The following is a 15032-nucleotide window of genomic DNA, read 5'->3' on the forward strand; positions in this document are numbered from 1 at the left end:
ACCCTTTATTTTGTGATACATTCATTTCACAAGCTAGGGTGGTACCGCGATTTCTTCGTCCCTGCATAATTATATGCAGGGACGTTTTTTTATCCAATCATTTCCGCATCATATAGAAGAACCAACAATTACCGGTAATTTGTCACAAAATTCTAAAATTTAGAAGGAAATATACAATATTGGCGAATTTTATATAAAAAAGAGCTATTTCACATTACTTAGGAGGGGAAAACAATGGTTTCAAAAATTGAGTCTGTTCTTTTAACAATTTTTATCTTTTTCTGTATTGGTTTTAGTGTTATTCAATTAGAAGTTTCACCACACATCCCAATTTTATTTGGTATCGTTCTTTTATTAGCATTTGGATTCCTGAAGAAAATCTCTTGGTCTACTATGGAGAAAGGGATGATTAGTAGTATTTCAGCTGGTATTCCATCTATATTTATTTTCTTACTTGTAGGCGTATTAATTAGCGTTTGGATCGCAGCTGGAACTATTCCGACTTTAATGGTATACGGCTTCCAACTTGTATCTCCAAAAATTTTCGTTCCAACTGTTTTTGTTGTTTGTGCAATTGTTGGAACGAGTATCGGTAGTGCATTTACAACTGCTGCAACTGTAGGACTTGCCTTTATGGGAATGGGTACTGCCCTTGGATACGATCCAGCTCTTATTGCTGGGGCAATTATTTCTGGGGCATTCTTCGGAGATAAAATGTCTCCTTTATCTGATACAACAAACTTAGCGCCTGCTGTAACGGGTGTAGATTTATTTGAACATATTCGTAACATGCTTTGGACAACAGTGCCAGCTTTCATTATTGCTTTTATCGCATTTTTCATTTTAGGAAGCGGATCTGGTGGAAACGTTGATTTCTCAGCATTTATTAACACATTAGAAAAAAATGCAACGATTTCTATCGTTACACTGATTCCTATTTTATTACTGTTCCTATTCGCATTTAAAAAGGTACCCGCAGTTCCAACATTACTTGCAGGAATTGTGGTAGGGATTATTATTCTCTTTATTTTTAAACCTAGCACTTCTTTAGCTGATTTAATAAAAATTATGCAAGACGGTTACGTTTCTAAAACTGGTATCAAAGATATTGATAGCTTATTATCTCGCGGTGGCCTGCAAAGTATGATGATGTCAATTGCTCTTATTTTCCTAGCTCTTTGTATGGGAGGATTATTACAAGGAATGGGTATTATAGCGCAGCTGATGAATATTATCTCTAGCTTCGTAAAAACTAGTACACGCTTAATTATTTCTACTGCTTCAACTGCAATTGGTGTAAACTTCTTACTCGGTGAGCAGTACTTATCCATCGTTTTAACAGGACAAGCATTTGCTAATAAATACGATGAAGTCGGTTTAGAACGTCGTAATTTATCACGAGTATTAGAAGATGCTGGTACAGTAATTAATCCACTCGTACCATGGGGTGTAAGTGGCGTATTCTTAACAAACGTTCTTAGCGTTCCAACATTCGATTACCTGCCATACGCAATCTTCTGTTTAGCGTGTCCAGTCGTAACCATTATCGTCGGCTTTACTGGATTCGGTCTTTCATGGAAAAAAGAAAAAGCAGTACCAGTTTCATAATATAACAAAAAGGATTACCAAATTGGTAATCCTTTTTATATTTCTCTACTATCTATTCGCTTTCTTTTTTCTAAATAACATAAGTAATCCCGCTCCAACAAACGCAAGACCAGCTCCAATTGTAGAAGCAATACTTGCACCTGTTTTCGGTAAATCACGTTCATCTTTTTCAGCTTCTTTATTTTCACTTACAGTTGTTGTTGTTTCTTTTGTATTTTGATCATCTGTTGTAGTTTGTCCAGATCCGGTATTATTTCCATCTTGTTTTGGTTCATTACCATTATTACCTTCTTCTGTTGGTGGTGTTGGGTTTTCTCCATTACCTGTTGGCGGTGTTGTTGGATTTTCTCCACCACCTGTTGGCGGTGTCGTTGGATTTCCTTCACCAGTTTCTTTATCATCATTTTTCTTCGTTATATCAATTGCATATTTCGCAAATTCATTTTCAGATGGTCCAACATATGAAATCTTTCCATCTTTCTTTATATACTTTTGTGCATTTGGTGAAGAATCAAATGTTGTATTTAATTTATCTGCAACAATCGGTTTAAATGTCCAATTTTGATCAGCTGCTGGATCAATATCTTTTATTTTTTGCATATACTTCACAATGATTTGACGTGTTTCATCTTGTGATTGGTATACAACTTCCCCTTTACTTACACCTGGGAACGTTTGGCTACTTCCACGATAGTTATTTGTAGCGACGATGAACTCTTGCTTGTCAGCTACTAGCTTACCTTCATATGTCATATTTACAATACGATTAGCATTTGCATTTACAACTTTTCCATCTTTATCGTATTTCGCCGGTTGTGTTACATCAATTTCGTATTTTAAGCCATCTAAAATATCGAAGTTATATGTAGGATAGCCTATATTTACTAACGGCTGTTCTTCTGTTTTCTTTGGATCAATTTGATTAAACTGACCTGCAGACATTTCAAGCCATTCTTTCACTTGTGCCCCATTTACTTTTACAGCATATAACGTATTTGGATACACGTATAAATCTGCAACGTTTTTAATCGCTAACGTTCCAGCTGGAATATCCGTATAATATGTCGCACCGTTTCGGCCACCTGCTTTAAATGGTGCTCCTGCAGATAAAACTGGAATATCTTTAATCTTTTCGTATTCTGGTTTTTTAAGTTCTTGTTCTACATACCATTTTTGCGCATTTGTCACAATTTGTACGGAAGGATCATCTTGTACTAATGAAAAATAACTATTAATTGGTGCTTTCGTTTCACCTACATGTGTATTTACATATTCGATTGTCTTTTCATGTTCATCTTTAATTTCATTAACTAATTTTTGATCAGATTCTACTAATGGATTACCTTTACTATCAGCAATCGGACGAAGTTGCGGCTTAGACTGATCTTTTTGCACTTCCCATTTTCCGTTTACCTTTTTCAATTGCATATCAATAATACCTAAGTTACTACCAAAAACACCCGGCATTACAACTGGAACACCATTAAATACATCCTTCACTTCAGTATGTGAATGTCCCATTAATACTGCATTTACGCCAGGAACTTGTGTTGCTAAATGATATGATGCATTTTCCATTTTATTCACTTCTTTATATTCGCTCTTATCGACGCCTGAATGAGCCAATGCAACGATAATATCCGCACCCTCATTTTGCATTTTTTTCACCATTATTCTTGCTGTTGCGACGATGTCTTTCGCTTTTACTTTTCCTTCTAAGTTCGCTTTATCCCAGTTCATGATTTGTGGTGGAACAAATCCCATTACACCAATTTTCACTATTTGTTTTTGGCCTGCTTCATCCACTACTTCTTTCTTTAAAATATGATATGGTTTAAAATAATTTTCATCGTTCTCTTCCTTATCATCATGGTCAACTTTATATACATTCGAGTTAATAACCGGGAAATCCGTTTTTTCAATCACTTTGTTTAAATAATCTAAACCATAGTTAAATTCATGATTCCCAAGAGAGATGACGTCATACTTCATTAAATTCATTACACGATATAATGGATGTGTATAACTAGGATCCACACGATTCTTCGGATCTTTTATTTTATTCGCTACGTAATCCCCAAGCGGTGTCCCTTGTAATGCATCCCCATCATCAAATAGGACAGAGTTTTTCACTTCTTCACGTGCTTTATTAACGAGTGTTGCCGTTTGTACAAGTCCTACTTTATTATCTGTTTTCGTTTGATAATAATCGTAATTCATTAAGTTAACGTGAATATCTGATGTTTCTAGAATTCGTAAGTTAACTGTACTCTCCCCAGTGTTCTCATCTGCATGAGCTGTTGCTGGCATTACTTGCGGCGCTATAACACCAATCGCAAGAGTTGCTCCAGCTAGCATTTTTTTTGACTTTTTCACAAAAAATCCCCCTTATACAATTACCAAAAATAATGAAATGAATCCCTATCTGTCTCTAACCACATACCTTTTTTCTTCTATTAGAGACACAATTTTCATTTCACCCTGCGCTAACGAGTAGTCCCCTTAAACGCCCGATTGATGAAGACCATTAATTAATCGGAAATAAAGCTCCCACTAATTAAAGTTTCACCTTATCTGACATTATCATATATAAAGTTCTTTCCTATCGTCAATATTTTTTGACAAACTTCAACAAATTTTCTGTAAAGTTATTATAAACTTTTCATAAACATATAATATGCCCTTACATTGCTAATACTGCTGAATATGATACAATTACCAATTACAAGGAGGATGAATTTATGAAAAAAGTCATCTTAACAATTGTTTGTCTCCTCCTTCTGATCATTTCTTATTCTTATTTTGAAAAGAACGACGAGACAAAACAAAATGAATCTGAAGAAAAAACCGAAAAAACATCTGCCCCAAATTGGATTGATAAGCAAACAAATGAATCTTTTTATCATCTTGTATTAGGTGATTCACTCGCTAAAGGATATGGATCGACACAAGGTGGATTTGCTGAATTAGCTTCTAAGCAAATAGAAGCACAAATTCATAAACCAATTACAGTAGAAAACCTTGGGGTAAACGGTCTTACAACAGATCGTCTCGCTAAAAAAGTTCAATCAGAAGATGTAAAGGAAAAAATTAGAGCAGCAAATATAATTACAATTAATATTGGAGGAAATAATTTATTTCGTTTAAATCGTGATGTTGGTGTTATAGATGGTATAAAAATGTTAAATAAAGAAAAAGCCCATTTTGAAGCGGATATAAAAAGTATTGTAAAGACAGTTCGAGATCAAAATCCGGATGCTTTACTCATTCTCTCAGAACTCTATAACCCGTTACAACTCGATGACTCCATCGCAAGTTATGCAGATATGTTTTTAGATGGCTGGAATGAATCTGTTTATTCCATTTCCAAAGCAAATCAACCATCTATCGTTTTACCAATTCGTAAATTAATATCGAATGATAAAAAAGAGTTATTATTTGACCAAGTACACCCAAATGATAACGGCTATGCGATTATTGCCAATACATTTACAAAGCAAGTGTTATCCTACAAATATTAAAGCGACCATGAAACAATTCTATTTTTATAACATGTCTTTTTTGTTACAATGATAGTGGAAGGGGGCCTTTATATGGAATCACGCGAGTGGGAACGTATTGTTGATCATCTTCTTTCGCTAGTGCCTCTTTTTTATCGCAAATTTATGCTTCCTGGAGAATTTTCTTCTCAAAGACATATGCCGCCATCACATACACAAGTATTACTGCTTTTGCATGAAAACGGCACATTAGCAGTTTCCGAAATCGGCAAGCGGCTAGCGATTTCACGGCCTAACATGACACCTCTATTAAACAAACTTATTCAAGAAGAACTAATAGAGCGTCATTATAGCGAAAAAGATCGACGGGTCATTTTAATTTCCCTAACAGCTGAAGGGAAATTATTAGTAAATCAGTATCAGCAATTCATTTTAGACAAACTAAAAGAAAATTTCCAAACATTATCTGAGGAAGAGCGCGAAAAGCTCATTCATTCTCTTCAAACCATTCAAAATTTAATTTTGAAAACAAACGTATAAAGCTGCTTCTAAATAGAAGCAGCTTTATGATTCGTAATAGTTACCATAGTACACATTGGAATATGGCCATGTTGTTAAATATGGTTTTTTTTCCTGTGTAGGCTGTTGTTGTGGTAATTGTGGTATTTGTGATAATTGCTGTAATTGTTGTTGCCGATATAATTCGTATTGTCTACTCGTATCATAAACCGGATAATAATTTACATATGGATATACTTGAGGTACGTAATAATAATACATTATCCTCTCCTCCTTTTTCTTAAACATATTCAAAGGAGAAAATGGATGTGACATTGTTTATAATTGTACAAGTGGTTCTCTCACTCGTTTCTTCCTTTTCTTCAAGCGTAACTTACGGTTCTTTTCGTATAAATAATGCACAACGAAATACGAAATGAGACCAAACACAACTCCTAAAATCGTCATTCCAATTAATACATACACTTCACTTTGTAATAAGCTCTTTAATATCGTAAAAATGTGACTTGAAAACAAGTCCGATACCGTAAATGGTTCATGATGAATTTTCTGTACATGGAATGGATAAATCATTTTTCCTAGCGCATACGCAAGCGGAAATAAAAATACTGGGAGAAACGATATTTTCCCAATAATATTGCCAATAACTGCCGCAGGGAAAGATCCCTTTGCTAACCTGACGATTGGATAAAATATTACATATACGAGCGATGCCGTATAAATGACTAACATTTCTAAGCCGAATCCTATAGCAAACCCTAACGATACTTTCTTTGCGCCTTCTGGCGATCGAAGCAACTTATAATATTGAAACTTTAATATTCTCCACATCCGCTGAAAAAACGAATATGTTTTCTTAGTTGTTTTCACCCTCATCATCTCTTTAACTATATTTTTATATGTAGTATGTCCTTACACACTCTGAAAAACAAATTTAGTTTTCTCTTTTATTATAAATGATATCGAAATGGTTAACCAAATATACATCCGACATTTTAATATAAAAAAACCTCCCTTTTAGGAAGGCTCTTCTACATTTCTAAATAAACTCACTAATAACGCTTTTTGAGCATGCAATCGATTACCAGCTTGCTCAAATACGATAGACTGTGGTCCATCTATAATTTCGCCTGTTACTTCTTCTTCACGATGGGCAGGTAAACAGTGTAAGAAACGATATGTTTGTTTCGCATGCTTAACAAGTTCGTTATTGATTTGGTAAGGTTGAAATAAAGAATATTTCTCTTCTTCGCCCTCTTGCCCCATGCTCATCCAAACGTCAGTATAAATGAAATCTGCTTCATTCACCGCTAATTCAGGATCATGCAAAACTTCAATTTCAGCTCCTGTTTCCTTGGCAATCGCTAACGCTTTTTTTACAATCTCCTCATTCGGTTCATACCCTATAGGCGTTGCAACAGTCATATGCATTCCAACTTTTGCACTAGCTAACAACAATGAATGACATACATTATTTCCGTCACCTACGTAAGCTAATTTTATTCCTTTAAATGTATTTGTTTCTTCATATATCGTCATGAGGTCTGCCAATGCTTGACAAGGATGATGGTCATCCGTTAATCCATTAATAACAGGAATACTCGATTCTTTTGCAAGCTCTTCTACATCCGCGTGTGAGAATGTACGTATCATGATCCCGTCAATATACTGCGATAATACTTTCGCAGTATCTGAAACGGTTTCTCCTCTTCCCATTTGCATCTCTTTCCCACTTAAAAACATACCATGTCCCCCGAGTTGTACCATTCCCGCTTCAAAAGATACACGAGTACGAGTTGAATGCTTATCAAAAATAAGCCCTAATATTTTGCCTTGTAATAAAGGCTCTTGCTTATTCTTTTTTAAATATATAGCGAACTCAATTAAAGAAATAATTTCTTCTTTCGTTAATTCTTCTAGTGTTAAAAGATCTTTCGTATTTAATTTCGGTACTTGTACAGTTGACATGAAACTTCCCCCTTATATGATTGATACGTTTTTTGTACAAACTACTTTTTTTATTATATATACTGCCTGTTCTAACTCTTCATTCGTGACAATGAGTGGCGGTAATAGTCTTATAACATTAGGGCCTGCTTGTAATACGAGAAGTCCTTCGTTTTCTAGTTGTTCTATAAAACTTGCAACTTCATGCTTACACTCAATCCCAATCATAAGCCCCTTACCACGTATATTTTGAATACATTCGACATGCTGTAATTCCTCTTGCAACTTCTCTAATACATACTCGCCTTTTTCTTGTACTTCTTTTAAAAACAATGGTCTTTTACTTACTTGCAATACTTCTTTCGCTGCAGCCATCGCGATGTAATTCCCGCCAAAAGTTGAACCGTGTGATCCTGCAGTAAACGACGTTCCGAGCTCTTTCCGGCCAATCATTGCTCCGACAGGAATCCCATTCCCAAGTGCTTTTGCAACGGTAACGATATCAGGCTCTATTCGCACTTGTTCATAAGCGAATAGTGTTCCAGTTCTTCCTATCCCCGTTTGTACTTCGTCTATAATAAATAAGGAACCGAACTTATTACATAATGTTTCAATCTCTTTCAAAAAAGATAGATCAGCAGGTATTACTCCTCCCTCTCCTTGAACTACTTCTACCATTACCGCCGCAACTTCTTCATTCATTACTTCCTCTAATGCTTTAATATCGTTAAAAGGGATATGTAAAAAAGATGGAAGTAATGGACCAAATCCTTCTTTTACCTTATCTTGGCCTGTTGCACTCATCGTTCCAAATGTTCTACCGTGAAAAGACTGCTGGCATGTTACGACGAGAGATTTTCCAGTATGCTTACGTGCTAACTTTAAAGCCGCTTCATTTGCCTCTGCCCCACTATTACAGAAAAACACATAATCTAATGCTCTATTTTCTGTTAATAATGACGCAACTTCTTCTTGTAAGCTGTTTGTAAACAGGTTAGATATATGCCATATATCATCAAGTTGCTCTTGTACACCTTTGAGAACAGTAGGGTGACAATGTCCTAAATTACATACGCCAATTCCTGATGTAAAATCTAAATATTGCTTACCTTTATTATCAATAACTTTCGTTCCAGTTCCCTTTACAAACTCAATAGTTCTTCTGCCATACGTTTGAAAAAGATGACTCGTCATGCAATACTCACACCTTTCGTTACCGTCGTTCCAATACACTCTCCCGTAACCTCAGTAAAATCTTTTGTACCATTCACAATACTTATCTTTTGCACTCCCATTTTTAATGATGCTAGTGCCGCCTGTACTTTCGGAATCATCCCACCTGTAATAACACCTGTTTCTATAAAAGTTGCAATTTCAGATTCATCCGTTTCCTTTACCAAATTCCCTTCATGTAATATTCCATCTACATCCGTAATAAAAATCAGCTCTTTTGCCCCTAACGCGGCCGCAATCCCAGCTGCAGCATTGTCCGCATTTATGTTATAAATTTCATTACCATTTACCCCGATTGGAGCAATAACAGGAATATACCCCATATTTATTAATCCTTTTAATAAGGCTGTTTCTACATAACTTACTTCTCCCACATATCCTATCTCCTCGCTGACAGGTTGAACTTGAAGTAAATTACCGTCACACCCTGAACAACCTACAGCAAGTAAATTATGCTTTTGTAAATTCATTACGAGTTTTTTATTCGTACTTCCGCATAGCACCATTTGAACAACATCCATAACTTCTTTTGGTGTTACGCGTAATCCATCTCTTTTTTCTACGTTGATGTTACAATCTTTTAATTTGGCATCAATTTCTGGCCCACCACCATGAACAATCACCACTTTATACTTCTGTTGCAATTTCTTTATACAATCAAAAAACACAGCATTTAATTGATTCAACATACTACCGCCGCATTTCACTACAATATAATCGCTCATCTTCTCTCTCCTTATGTACGATAACAAGCATTTATTTTCACATATTCATAGCTTAAGTCACAGCCCCAAGCTGATCCTGTCTCTTCACCTAAGTGTAAGTACACATTAATGACTATTTCATCTTCTTGTAATCTCTCTTTCATTTCTTCTTCAGAAAATATTTGAGGCTCACTATTTTTTAATACCGATATAGATTGAAGAGTAATGTCAATTGTGTTCGGATGAATAGCTACTTCACTTTGTCCAATACTGCTAATAATTCGCCCCCAGTTTGGGTCTTCACCATGTATTGCTGTTTTCACAAGACTCGAACCGACTATTTGCTTTGCAATTTTTTTTGCCTCTTCATTCGTTTGAGCTCCTAGCACATTTACTTCTATTAACTTCGTAGCTCCTTCACCATCTTGCGCAATTTTTTTCGCTAAATCTTCACATACTTGCTGTAAAGCACATACGAAAGTTTCCCAATCTGTATGTTCCATATTTATCGGCCTTGTTTCTGATAATCCACTTGCCATAACGATGACCATATCATTCGTAGAAGTATCTCCATCTACCGTAATTTGATTAAATGTATGATTCGTAATTTCGGATAACGCTGTTTGCAATACGTCATGCTCTATATGAGCATCTGTCGTAATAAAACTAAGCATCGTTGCCATATTCGGATGAATCATCCCTGAACCTTTTGCAACACCCGCAATCGCCACTTTCTTCCCATCAATAATCATTTCATAGCAAGTTTCTTTCATTATAAGATCCGTCGTTAAAATTGCTTCAGAAAAACAATATGCTTCACTTTCTTCCTTCGTCGGTATAAGAGTTGCAACTCCCTTTCGGATTATATCCATCGGCAGTGGAACACCAATTACACCTGTTGAAGCTACTGCAACGTAATTTTCTTTCATCCCAAAATGTTCCGCCCCTAATGCGCGCATCTCGTATGCGTCTTGTAATCCTTTCATTCCAGTACAAGCATTTGCATTTCCACTATTAACGATAATTGCTTGTAACTTCCCTTCTGCCGTTATACTATCCTTCGTTACTTGCAAAGGAGCTGCTTGTATTTGATTCGTTGTATACACAGCGGCACATGATGCTGGTACATCACAAACGATGGCACCTAAATCCTTTTTCTCCTTTTTTAAACCATTTGCAGTACCAATTGCCGAAAAGCCTTTCGGCGTTACAATTGAACCATTTTCTAATTTTGTAATAGACGCTACTTTAATCACCATGTCCCCCTTATACATAAAGCGGCATATGTTGTAAACCTGTTGTCTCTTCTAGTCCCGCTATTATGTTTGCATTTTGAATCGCTTGCCCAGCCGCGCCTTTCATCATATTGTCTATAACAGAAACGACCGTAACTCTTTCAGCTCTTTCATCGTAAGCTATGCCAATATCACAATAATTTGAGCCTCTCACTTCTTTTGGACTTGGAAATTTCCCTTGCGTACAAATTCGGATGAAAGGCGATTGTTCATACGTTTCTTCATACAATTTTTGAAGTTGCTTTATTTCCATCTTTTGTTTTACTTTTGCATAAAGTGTAATCATGATTCCTCGTGATATCGGTATTAAATGTGTGCTAAATGTAATTGGCTGTGATTCACTATTCCATTCTGTAAGCATTTGCTCAATCTCTGGAACGTGCTGATGCTCATTCACTTTATAAATGTGCAAGTTATCATATAGCTCAGGAAAGTGAGTCATTGTTGTTGGTGTTTTACCTGCTCCTGATACCCCTGATTTCGCATCAATAATAATCGAATCTTCTTCAATCATGCCGCTACGTACTAACGGCGCTATCGCTAGCAATGTGGCTGTAGCAAAACATCCTGGGTTTGCAATTAAATTTGCCTTTTGAATCCCAGTCCTTTTCCATTCACTTAACCCATACACTGCTTTTCTAAGAATTTCTTCTTTCGCTGCTGGCCTTTTATACCACAGTTCATATGACGAAGGATCTATCATACGAAAGTCTCCAGATAGGTCAATTACTTTTAAACCTTCTGCTAATAACTTAGGAGTTAACTCCGCCGATACTCCTGCTGGGGTTGCTAGAAATACGATTTCTGCTTCTTTTCCTATCGTCTCCACATCAATTTCTTGTAACGTATGAAAAAGGACATTTCGAAGATGAGGATATACATTTGTTATACACTCACCAACTTGTGAAAAAGAATGGAGAGATGCTATCGAAAAATATGGATGTTGTTCTAATAAACGAATTAACTCAATGCCCCCATATCCAGTGGCTCCAATAATTGCGACTTTCATAAGTTCCTCCTCATATCGATTCTTTAAATTAAGTATGATTATAATATTGTATATTTATAGAGTCAATTAAATATTTATAAATTTTTAAATCTAAAAAAACTTAATTTTATTAGAAAAATAATATACTCAACCGAATTTTTATACAAAAATAGTGCATAGTAGTTTTTTTATTTCACTTCAAGTACAATAAAACAATACATACGTACATACAGGCGGGGAAAAATATGAACGAAAAATTAATTGAGAAAATGATTATAAAAAGTTTTCAACAATATCAATGCAGTCCAATATCAAAAGAAGATCAGGAAATGCTAGTGAAACATATTCAAACGGTGACTCATTCAAATATTGAAATTGATTTATACGAGGAAATTGAGGATATTGTTTATGATTATGTAACTGGAAAACAATAAAAAATAGGAGATTTCCATATGGAAATCTCCTATTTTTTACTTAATGATTTACCTGCAACACGCTCAAATAAACCTGGGAATAAAGCATAAAGTTTCGGACCAATGCCCATCCACTTCGGTAAGTTTACTTCACGTTTTTTCGTGTGCATCGACTTTACGATTTGTTCTGCTACGTATGTTGGTTTTAACATGTAACGTCCCATATTCTTTACATATGTACCAGATTGATCCGCTATTTCAAAAAAGTTTGTATCTATCGGACCTGGATTAATTGCTGTAACATAAATATCTGTATTCGCTAATTCCATGCGTAAACTATTCGTAAATCCTAATACGGCATGTTTCGTTGCTGCATAAGCACTCGATTTCGGAGTTGCAATTTTTCCAGCAAGTGAAGCAATATTAATAATATGTCCTTCATTCTTGTTTACCATATAAGGTAGTACCGCTTTCGTACATGCTACTAATCCAAATACATTTACTTGGAACATATCTTTTACTTCACCCATTGACGCATCTTCAAACGTTTTAAAAATACCAAATCCCGCATTGTTTACTAATATATCAATACGTCCCACTTCTTGTAATACCTTTGAAAAAACAGACTGTACTTCCATCTCTTCACTTACATCTAATACATAATAATAGCAAGGCGTATTATAAGTTTCTTTAATTTTGTCTACTAACGCTTGTAGTTTCTCTTCTGTTCGAGCCATTAATACTGGAGTCGCTCCCTGTGCTGCAACTTGCATTGCAACTTGCTCACCAATCCCACTAGAAGCACCTGTAATGACGATTACTTTATTTTGTAAACGTCCTGTCATTGCTGTCACCTACTTTGCATAATAAATCAATTGTTGCGATGACTCATCAATCATCACTTGTTGATTATATGCTAAATAGTCCAATTGTCCAACCGTTTCTGAAATAGTAAGTGGTAATTGTTCTTTATATAATACCGGAAATAGTTTTACACATACTTCAAATGCTGTCATTGGTTTTTCCTTTAATAACTCAAGCACTTTAAAAGCACGTGTTTCTTGCTTTTGTAATCTCGTTTCAATAAGTTGTTTCACATTTAGAACATCTTCCCCATGCCCTGATAAAATGCGTGAAATATTCATTTCGCTTAAACGCTGTAATGTTTGATTATATTGTAGTAATGGGCGTGCCCGTTCTGTTTGCCCTTCATATGGTGGTTCTAGTATTGGATTCGAAGAAATATGACTAATGAGAGCATCTCCACCAATTAATATTCCATCAGATTCTCTATATAAAGAAATATGAGTAGAAGCATGGCCTGGTGTTTCAAGCACTGTAAATCCAGGCAAAGAATTAATACGATCTCCTTCTCTCACAGTATGCGTTAACGATCTATTACAAGAATATTTAAGTGTCCTCGTCGTCAATAACGACTCGTCTTTCAAAAATGCTGCTGGCACACCAAACTGTAAGGCCGTCTCTCTAAAAAATTCATGATACCGCTTTAAAAATTCTGGATTTTGTGTGATCCAAGGCTCATTCCAAGGATGTCCAATAATATTCGTCTTCTCAGAAAATATATTTAAAAGTCCACAATGATCTGCATGATGATGCGTAATGACTACTGTTTCAATATCTTCTATCGTATATCCTAATGCACCTAATTGACTTTCTAACGCATTCCTTGCCTCTTCTGTATTCGTCCCTGTATCAATTAATGTTAATGTCTCCCCCTCAACTAAAAACACATTCACAGTTTCCACTGCAAATGGTACAGGAATCTCCATTCGGTGAATCGCCGTCATGCTTAGCCCCCCTGTCTCTTTCCGGTTCAAAAATGAATACTTCTTCAGTTTACAACTTCTATATATATTTGTCATTATTTTCAGATAAAAAGAGGTGTTTCCTATAAGAAAACGAATGTATGTACATTTATAAGAATTTCTAACCAAAATTAAAGGAGGAACATCATGTCTATTCAAAACATTTCCTTTCTCGGTGCAGGCTCTATTGCTGAAGCTATTATTGGTGGCTTGTTACATGCAAATGTTGTTAAAGGTGAACAAATTACTGTAAGTAATCGTTCTAACGAGACGAGATTACAAGAGCTACATAAAAAATACGGTGTCAAAGGTACTCATAATAAAAAAGAATTACTTACTGATGCAAATATTCTTTTTCTAGCAATGAAACCAAAGGATGTTGCAGAGGCGCTTACCCCTTTTAAAGAATACATAAATAATAACGTGCTTATTATTTCATTACTAGCAGGTGTTTCTACTCACTCAATTAGAAAACTACTTCAAAAAGACGTTCCAATTATTCGTGCAATGCCAAATACATCCGCAGCCATTCTAAAATCAGCTACCGCTATCTCCCCTTCAAAACATGCAACAGCGGAACATATTCGCACTGCAACATCTTTATTTGAAACGATCGGTCTCGTCTCTGTTGTAGAGGAAGATGATATGCATGCTGTCACTGCATTATCCGGAAGTGGACCTGCTTATATTTATTACGTAGTGGAAGCTATGGAAGAAGCTGCAAAAAAAATTGGTTTAAAAGAAGATGTTGCAAAATCACTTATTCTTCAAACGATGATTGGTGCTGCTGAAATGCTAAAAGCAAGTGACAAGCACCCTTCTATTTTGCGAAAGGAAATTACTTCTCCTGGTGGAACTACCGAAGCAGGTATTGAAGTATTACAAGAACATGAATTTCAACAAGCACTTATTTCTTGTATTACACAGGCAACGGAACGATCACATAATCTTGGAAAAACATTAGAACAACTAACAAAAGAAAAATAGAAAAAGGAGCTC

General features: G+C 35.6%; 15 protein-coding genes. 5 read left to right on the forward strand and 10 right to left on the reverse strand.

Features of this window, described 5'->3' with window-relative positions:
• The first annotated feature begins 234 nt into the window (after positions 1-234).
• Entirely contained in the window at positions 235-1608 is a 1374-nt protein-coding gene (nhaC, locus tag CN409_RS15520) for a Na+/H+ antiporter NhaC (protein WP_000253730.1), read from the forward strand.
• A 48-nt stretch (positions 1609-1656) separates the two neighbouring features.
• Here the strand turns inward: nhaC and cpdB are convergent, their stop codons facing one another.
• Complete coding sequence (gene cpdB, locus CN409_RS15525; protein WP_086390499.1) at positions 1657-3984, reverse strand: bifunctional 2',3'-cyclic-nucleotide 2'-phosphodiesterase/3'-nucleotidase; 2328 nt, start codon at positions 3982-3984, stop codon at positions 1657-1659.
• Positions 3985-4349: 365 nt separating this feature from the next.
• On the opposite strand from cpdB, the gene CN409_RS15530 reads away from it, so the two are divergent.
• Both CN409_RS15530 and CN409_RS15535 read left to right on the forward strand, forming a co-directional pair.
• Positions 4350-5129: a GDSL-type esterase/lipase family protein gene (locus tag CN409_RS15530; RefSeq protein ID WP_000755850.1), complete on the forward strand. Its 780-nt coding sequence runs from the start codon at positions 4350-4352 to the stop codon at positions 5127-5129.
• Between the two features lie 72 nt (positions 5130-5201).
• Complete coding sequence (locus tag CN409_RS15535; RefSeq protein ID WP_000445819.1) at positions 5202-5648, forward strand: MarR family winged helix-turn-helix transcriptional regulator; 447 nt, start codon at positions 5202-5204, stop codon at positions 5646-5648.
• 24 nt (positions 5649-5672) lie between these two features.
• Here the strand turns inward: CN409_RS15535 and CN409_RS15540 are convergent, their stop codons facing one another.
• The 7 genes from CN409_RS15540 to argC all read right to left on the reverse strand — a co-directional run bounded on the left by CN409_RS15540 (position 5673) and on the right by argC (position 11815).
• Positions 5673-5888 carry a hypothetical protein gene (locus CN409_RS15540; protein ID WP_000291956.1) on the reverse strand — a complete coding sequence of 72 codons (216 nt, stop codon included), beginning with the start codon at positions 5886-5888 and terminating at the stop codon, positions 5673-5675.
• Positions 5889-5945: 57 nt separating this feature from the next.
• Positions 5946-6506, reverse strand: a complete 561-nt coding sequence (locus tag CN409_RS15545) for a DUF2062 domain-containing protein (protein ID WP_003279874.1) — start codon at positions 6504-6506, stop codon at positions 5946-5948.
• Between the two features lie 138 nt (positions 6507-6644).
• Positions 6645-7595, reverse strand: coding sequence for an ornithine carbamoyltransferase (gene argF, locus CN409_RS15550; protein WP_000108860.1), 951 nt, complete (start codon positions 7593-7595; stop codon positions 6645-6647).
• Positions 7596-7607: 12 nt separating this feature from the next.
• On the reverse strand, positions 7608-8768 hold the full coding sequence (locus CN409_RS15555) for an acetylornithine transaminase (protein WP_000200545.1): 1161 nt from the start codon (positions 8766-8768) through the stop codon (positions 7608-7610).
• Positions 8765-9532: an acetylglutamate kinase gene (gene argB, locus CN409_RS15560; RefSeq protein ID WP_001286792.1), complete on the reverse strand. Its 768-nt coding sequence runs from the start codon at positions 9530-9532 to the stop codon at positions 8765-8767. Before argB ends, CN409_RS15555 begins: the two co-directional genes overlap by 4 nt.
• An 11-nt stretch (positions 9533-9543) precedes the next feature.
• Positions 9544-10767, reverse strand: a complete 1224-nt coding sequence (gene argJ, locus CN409_RS15565) for a bifunctional glutamate N-acetyltransferase/amino-acid acetyltransferase ArgJ (RefSeq protein ID WP_000598383.1) — start codon at positions 10765-10767, stop codon at positions 9544-9546.
• Between the two features lie 10 nt (positions 10768-10777).
• Positions 10778-11815 (reverse strand): N-acetyl-gamma-glutamyl-phosphate reductase, encoded by a 1038-nt coding sequence (gene argC / locus CN409_RS15570; protein WP_000861237.1) that lies wholly within the window; start codon positions 11813-11815, stop codon positions 10778-10780.
• A gap of 224 nt (positions 11816-12039) precedes the next feature.
• On the opposite strand from argC, the gene CN409_RS15575 reads away from it, so the two are divergent.
• Positions 12040-12228: a YqzH family protein gene (locus CN409_RS15575; protein WP_001003222.1), complete on the forward strand. Its 189-nt coding sequence runs from the start codon at positions 12040-12042 to the stop codon at positions 12226-12228.
• Between the two features lie 29 nt (positions 12229-12257).
• Here CN409_RS15575 and CN409_RS15580 read toward each other — a convergent pair whose 3' ends face one another.
• Entirely contained in the window at positions 12258-13052 is a 795-nt protein-coding gene (locus tag CN409_RS15580; RefSeq protein WP_000147794.1) for an SDR family NAD(P)-dependent oxidoreductase, read from the reverse strand.
• 9 nt (positions 13053-13061) lie between these two features.
• The gene (locus CN409_RS15585; RefSeq protein WP_000125124.1) at positions 13062-14015 is read right to left on the reverse strand and encodes an MBL fold metallo-hydrolase; all 954 of its coding nucleotides are present in this window, start codon (positions 14013-14015) and stop codon (positions 13062-13064) included.
• Between the two features lie 165 nt (positions 14016-14180).
• On the opposite strand from CN409_RS15585, the gene proI reads away from it, so the two are divergent.
• Positions 14181-15020 carry a pyrroline-5-carboxylate reductase ProI gene (gene proI, locus CN409_RS15590; protein ID WP_000027254.1) on the forward strand — a complete coding sequence of 280 codons (840 nt, stop codon included), beginning with the start codon at positions 14181-14183 and terminating at the stop codon, positions 15018-15020.
• Positions 15021-15032 lie beyond the last annotated feature (12 nt).

This window comes from Bacillus sp. AFS012607 (assembly GCF_002558005.1).
Lineage (GTDB): Bacteria > Bacillota > Bacilli > Bacillales > Bacillaceae_G > Bacillus_A > Bacillus_A thuringiensis_S.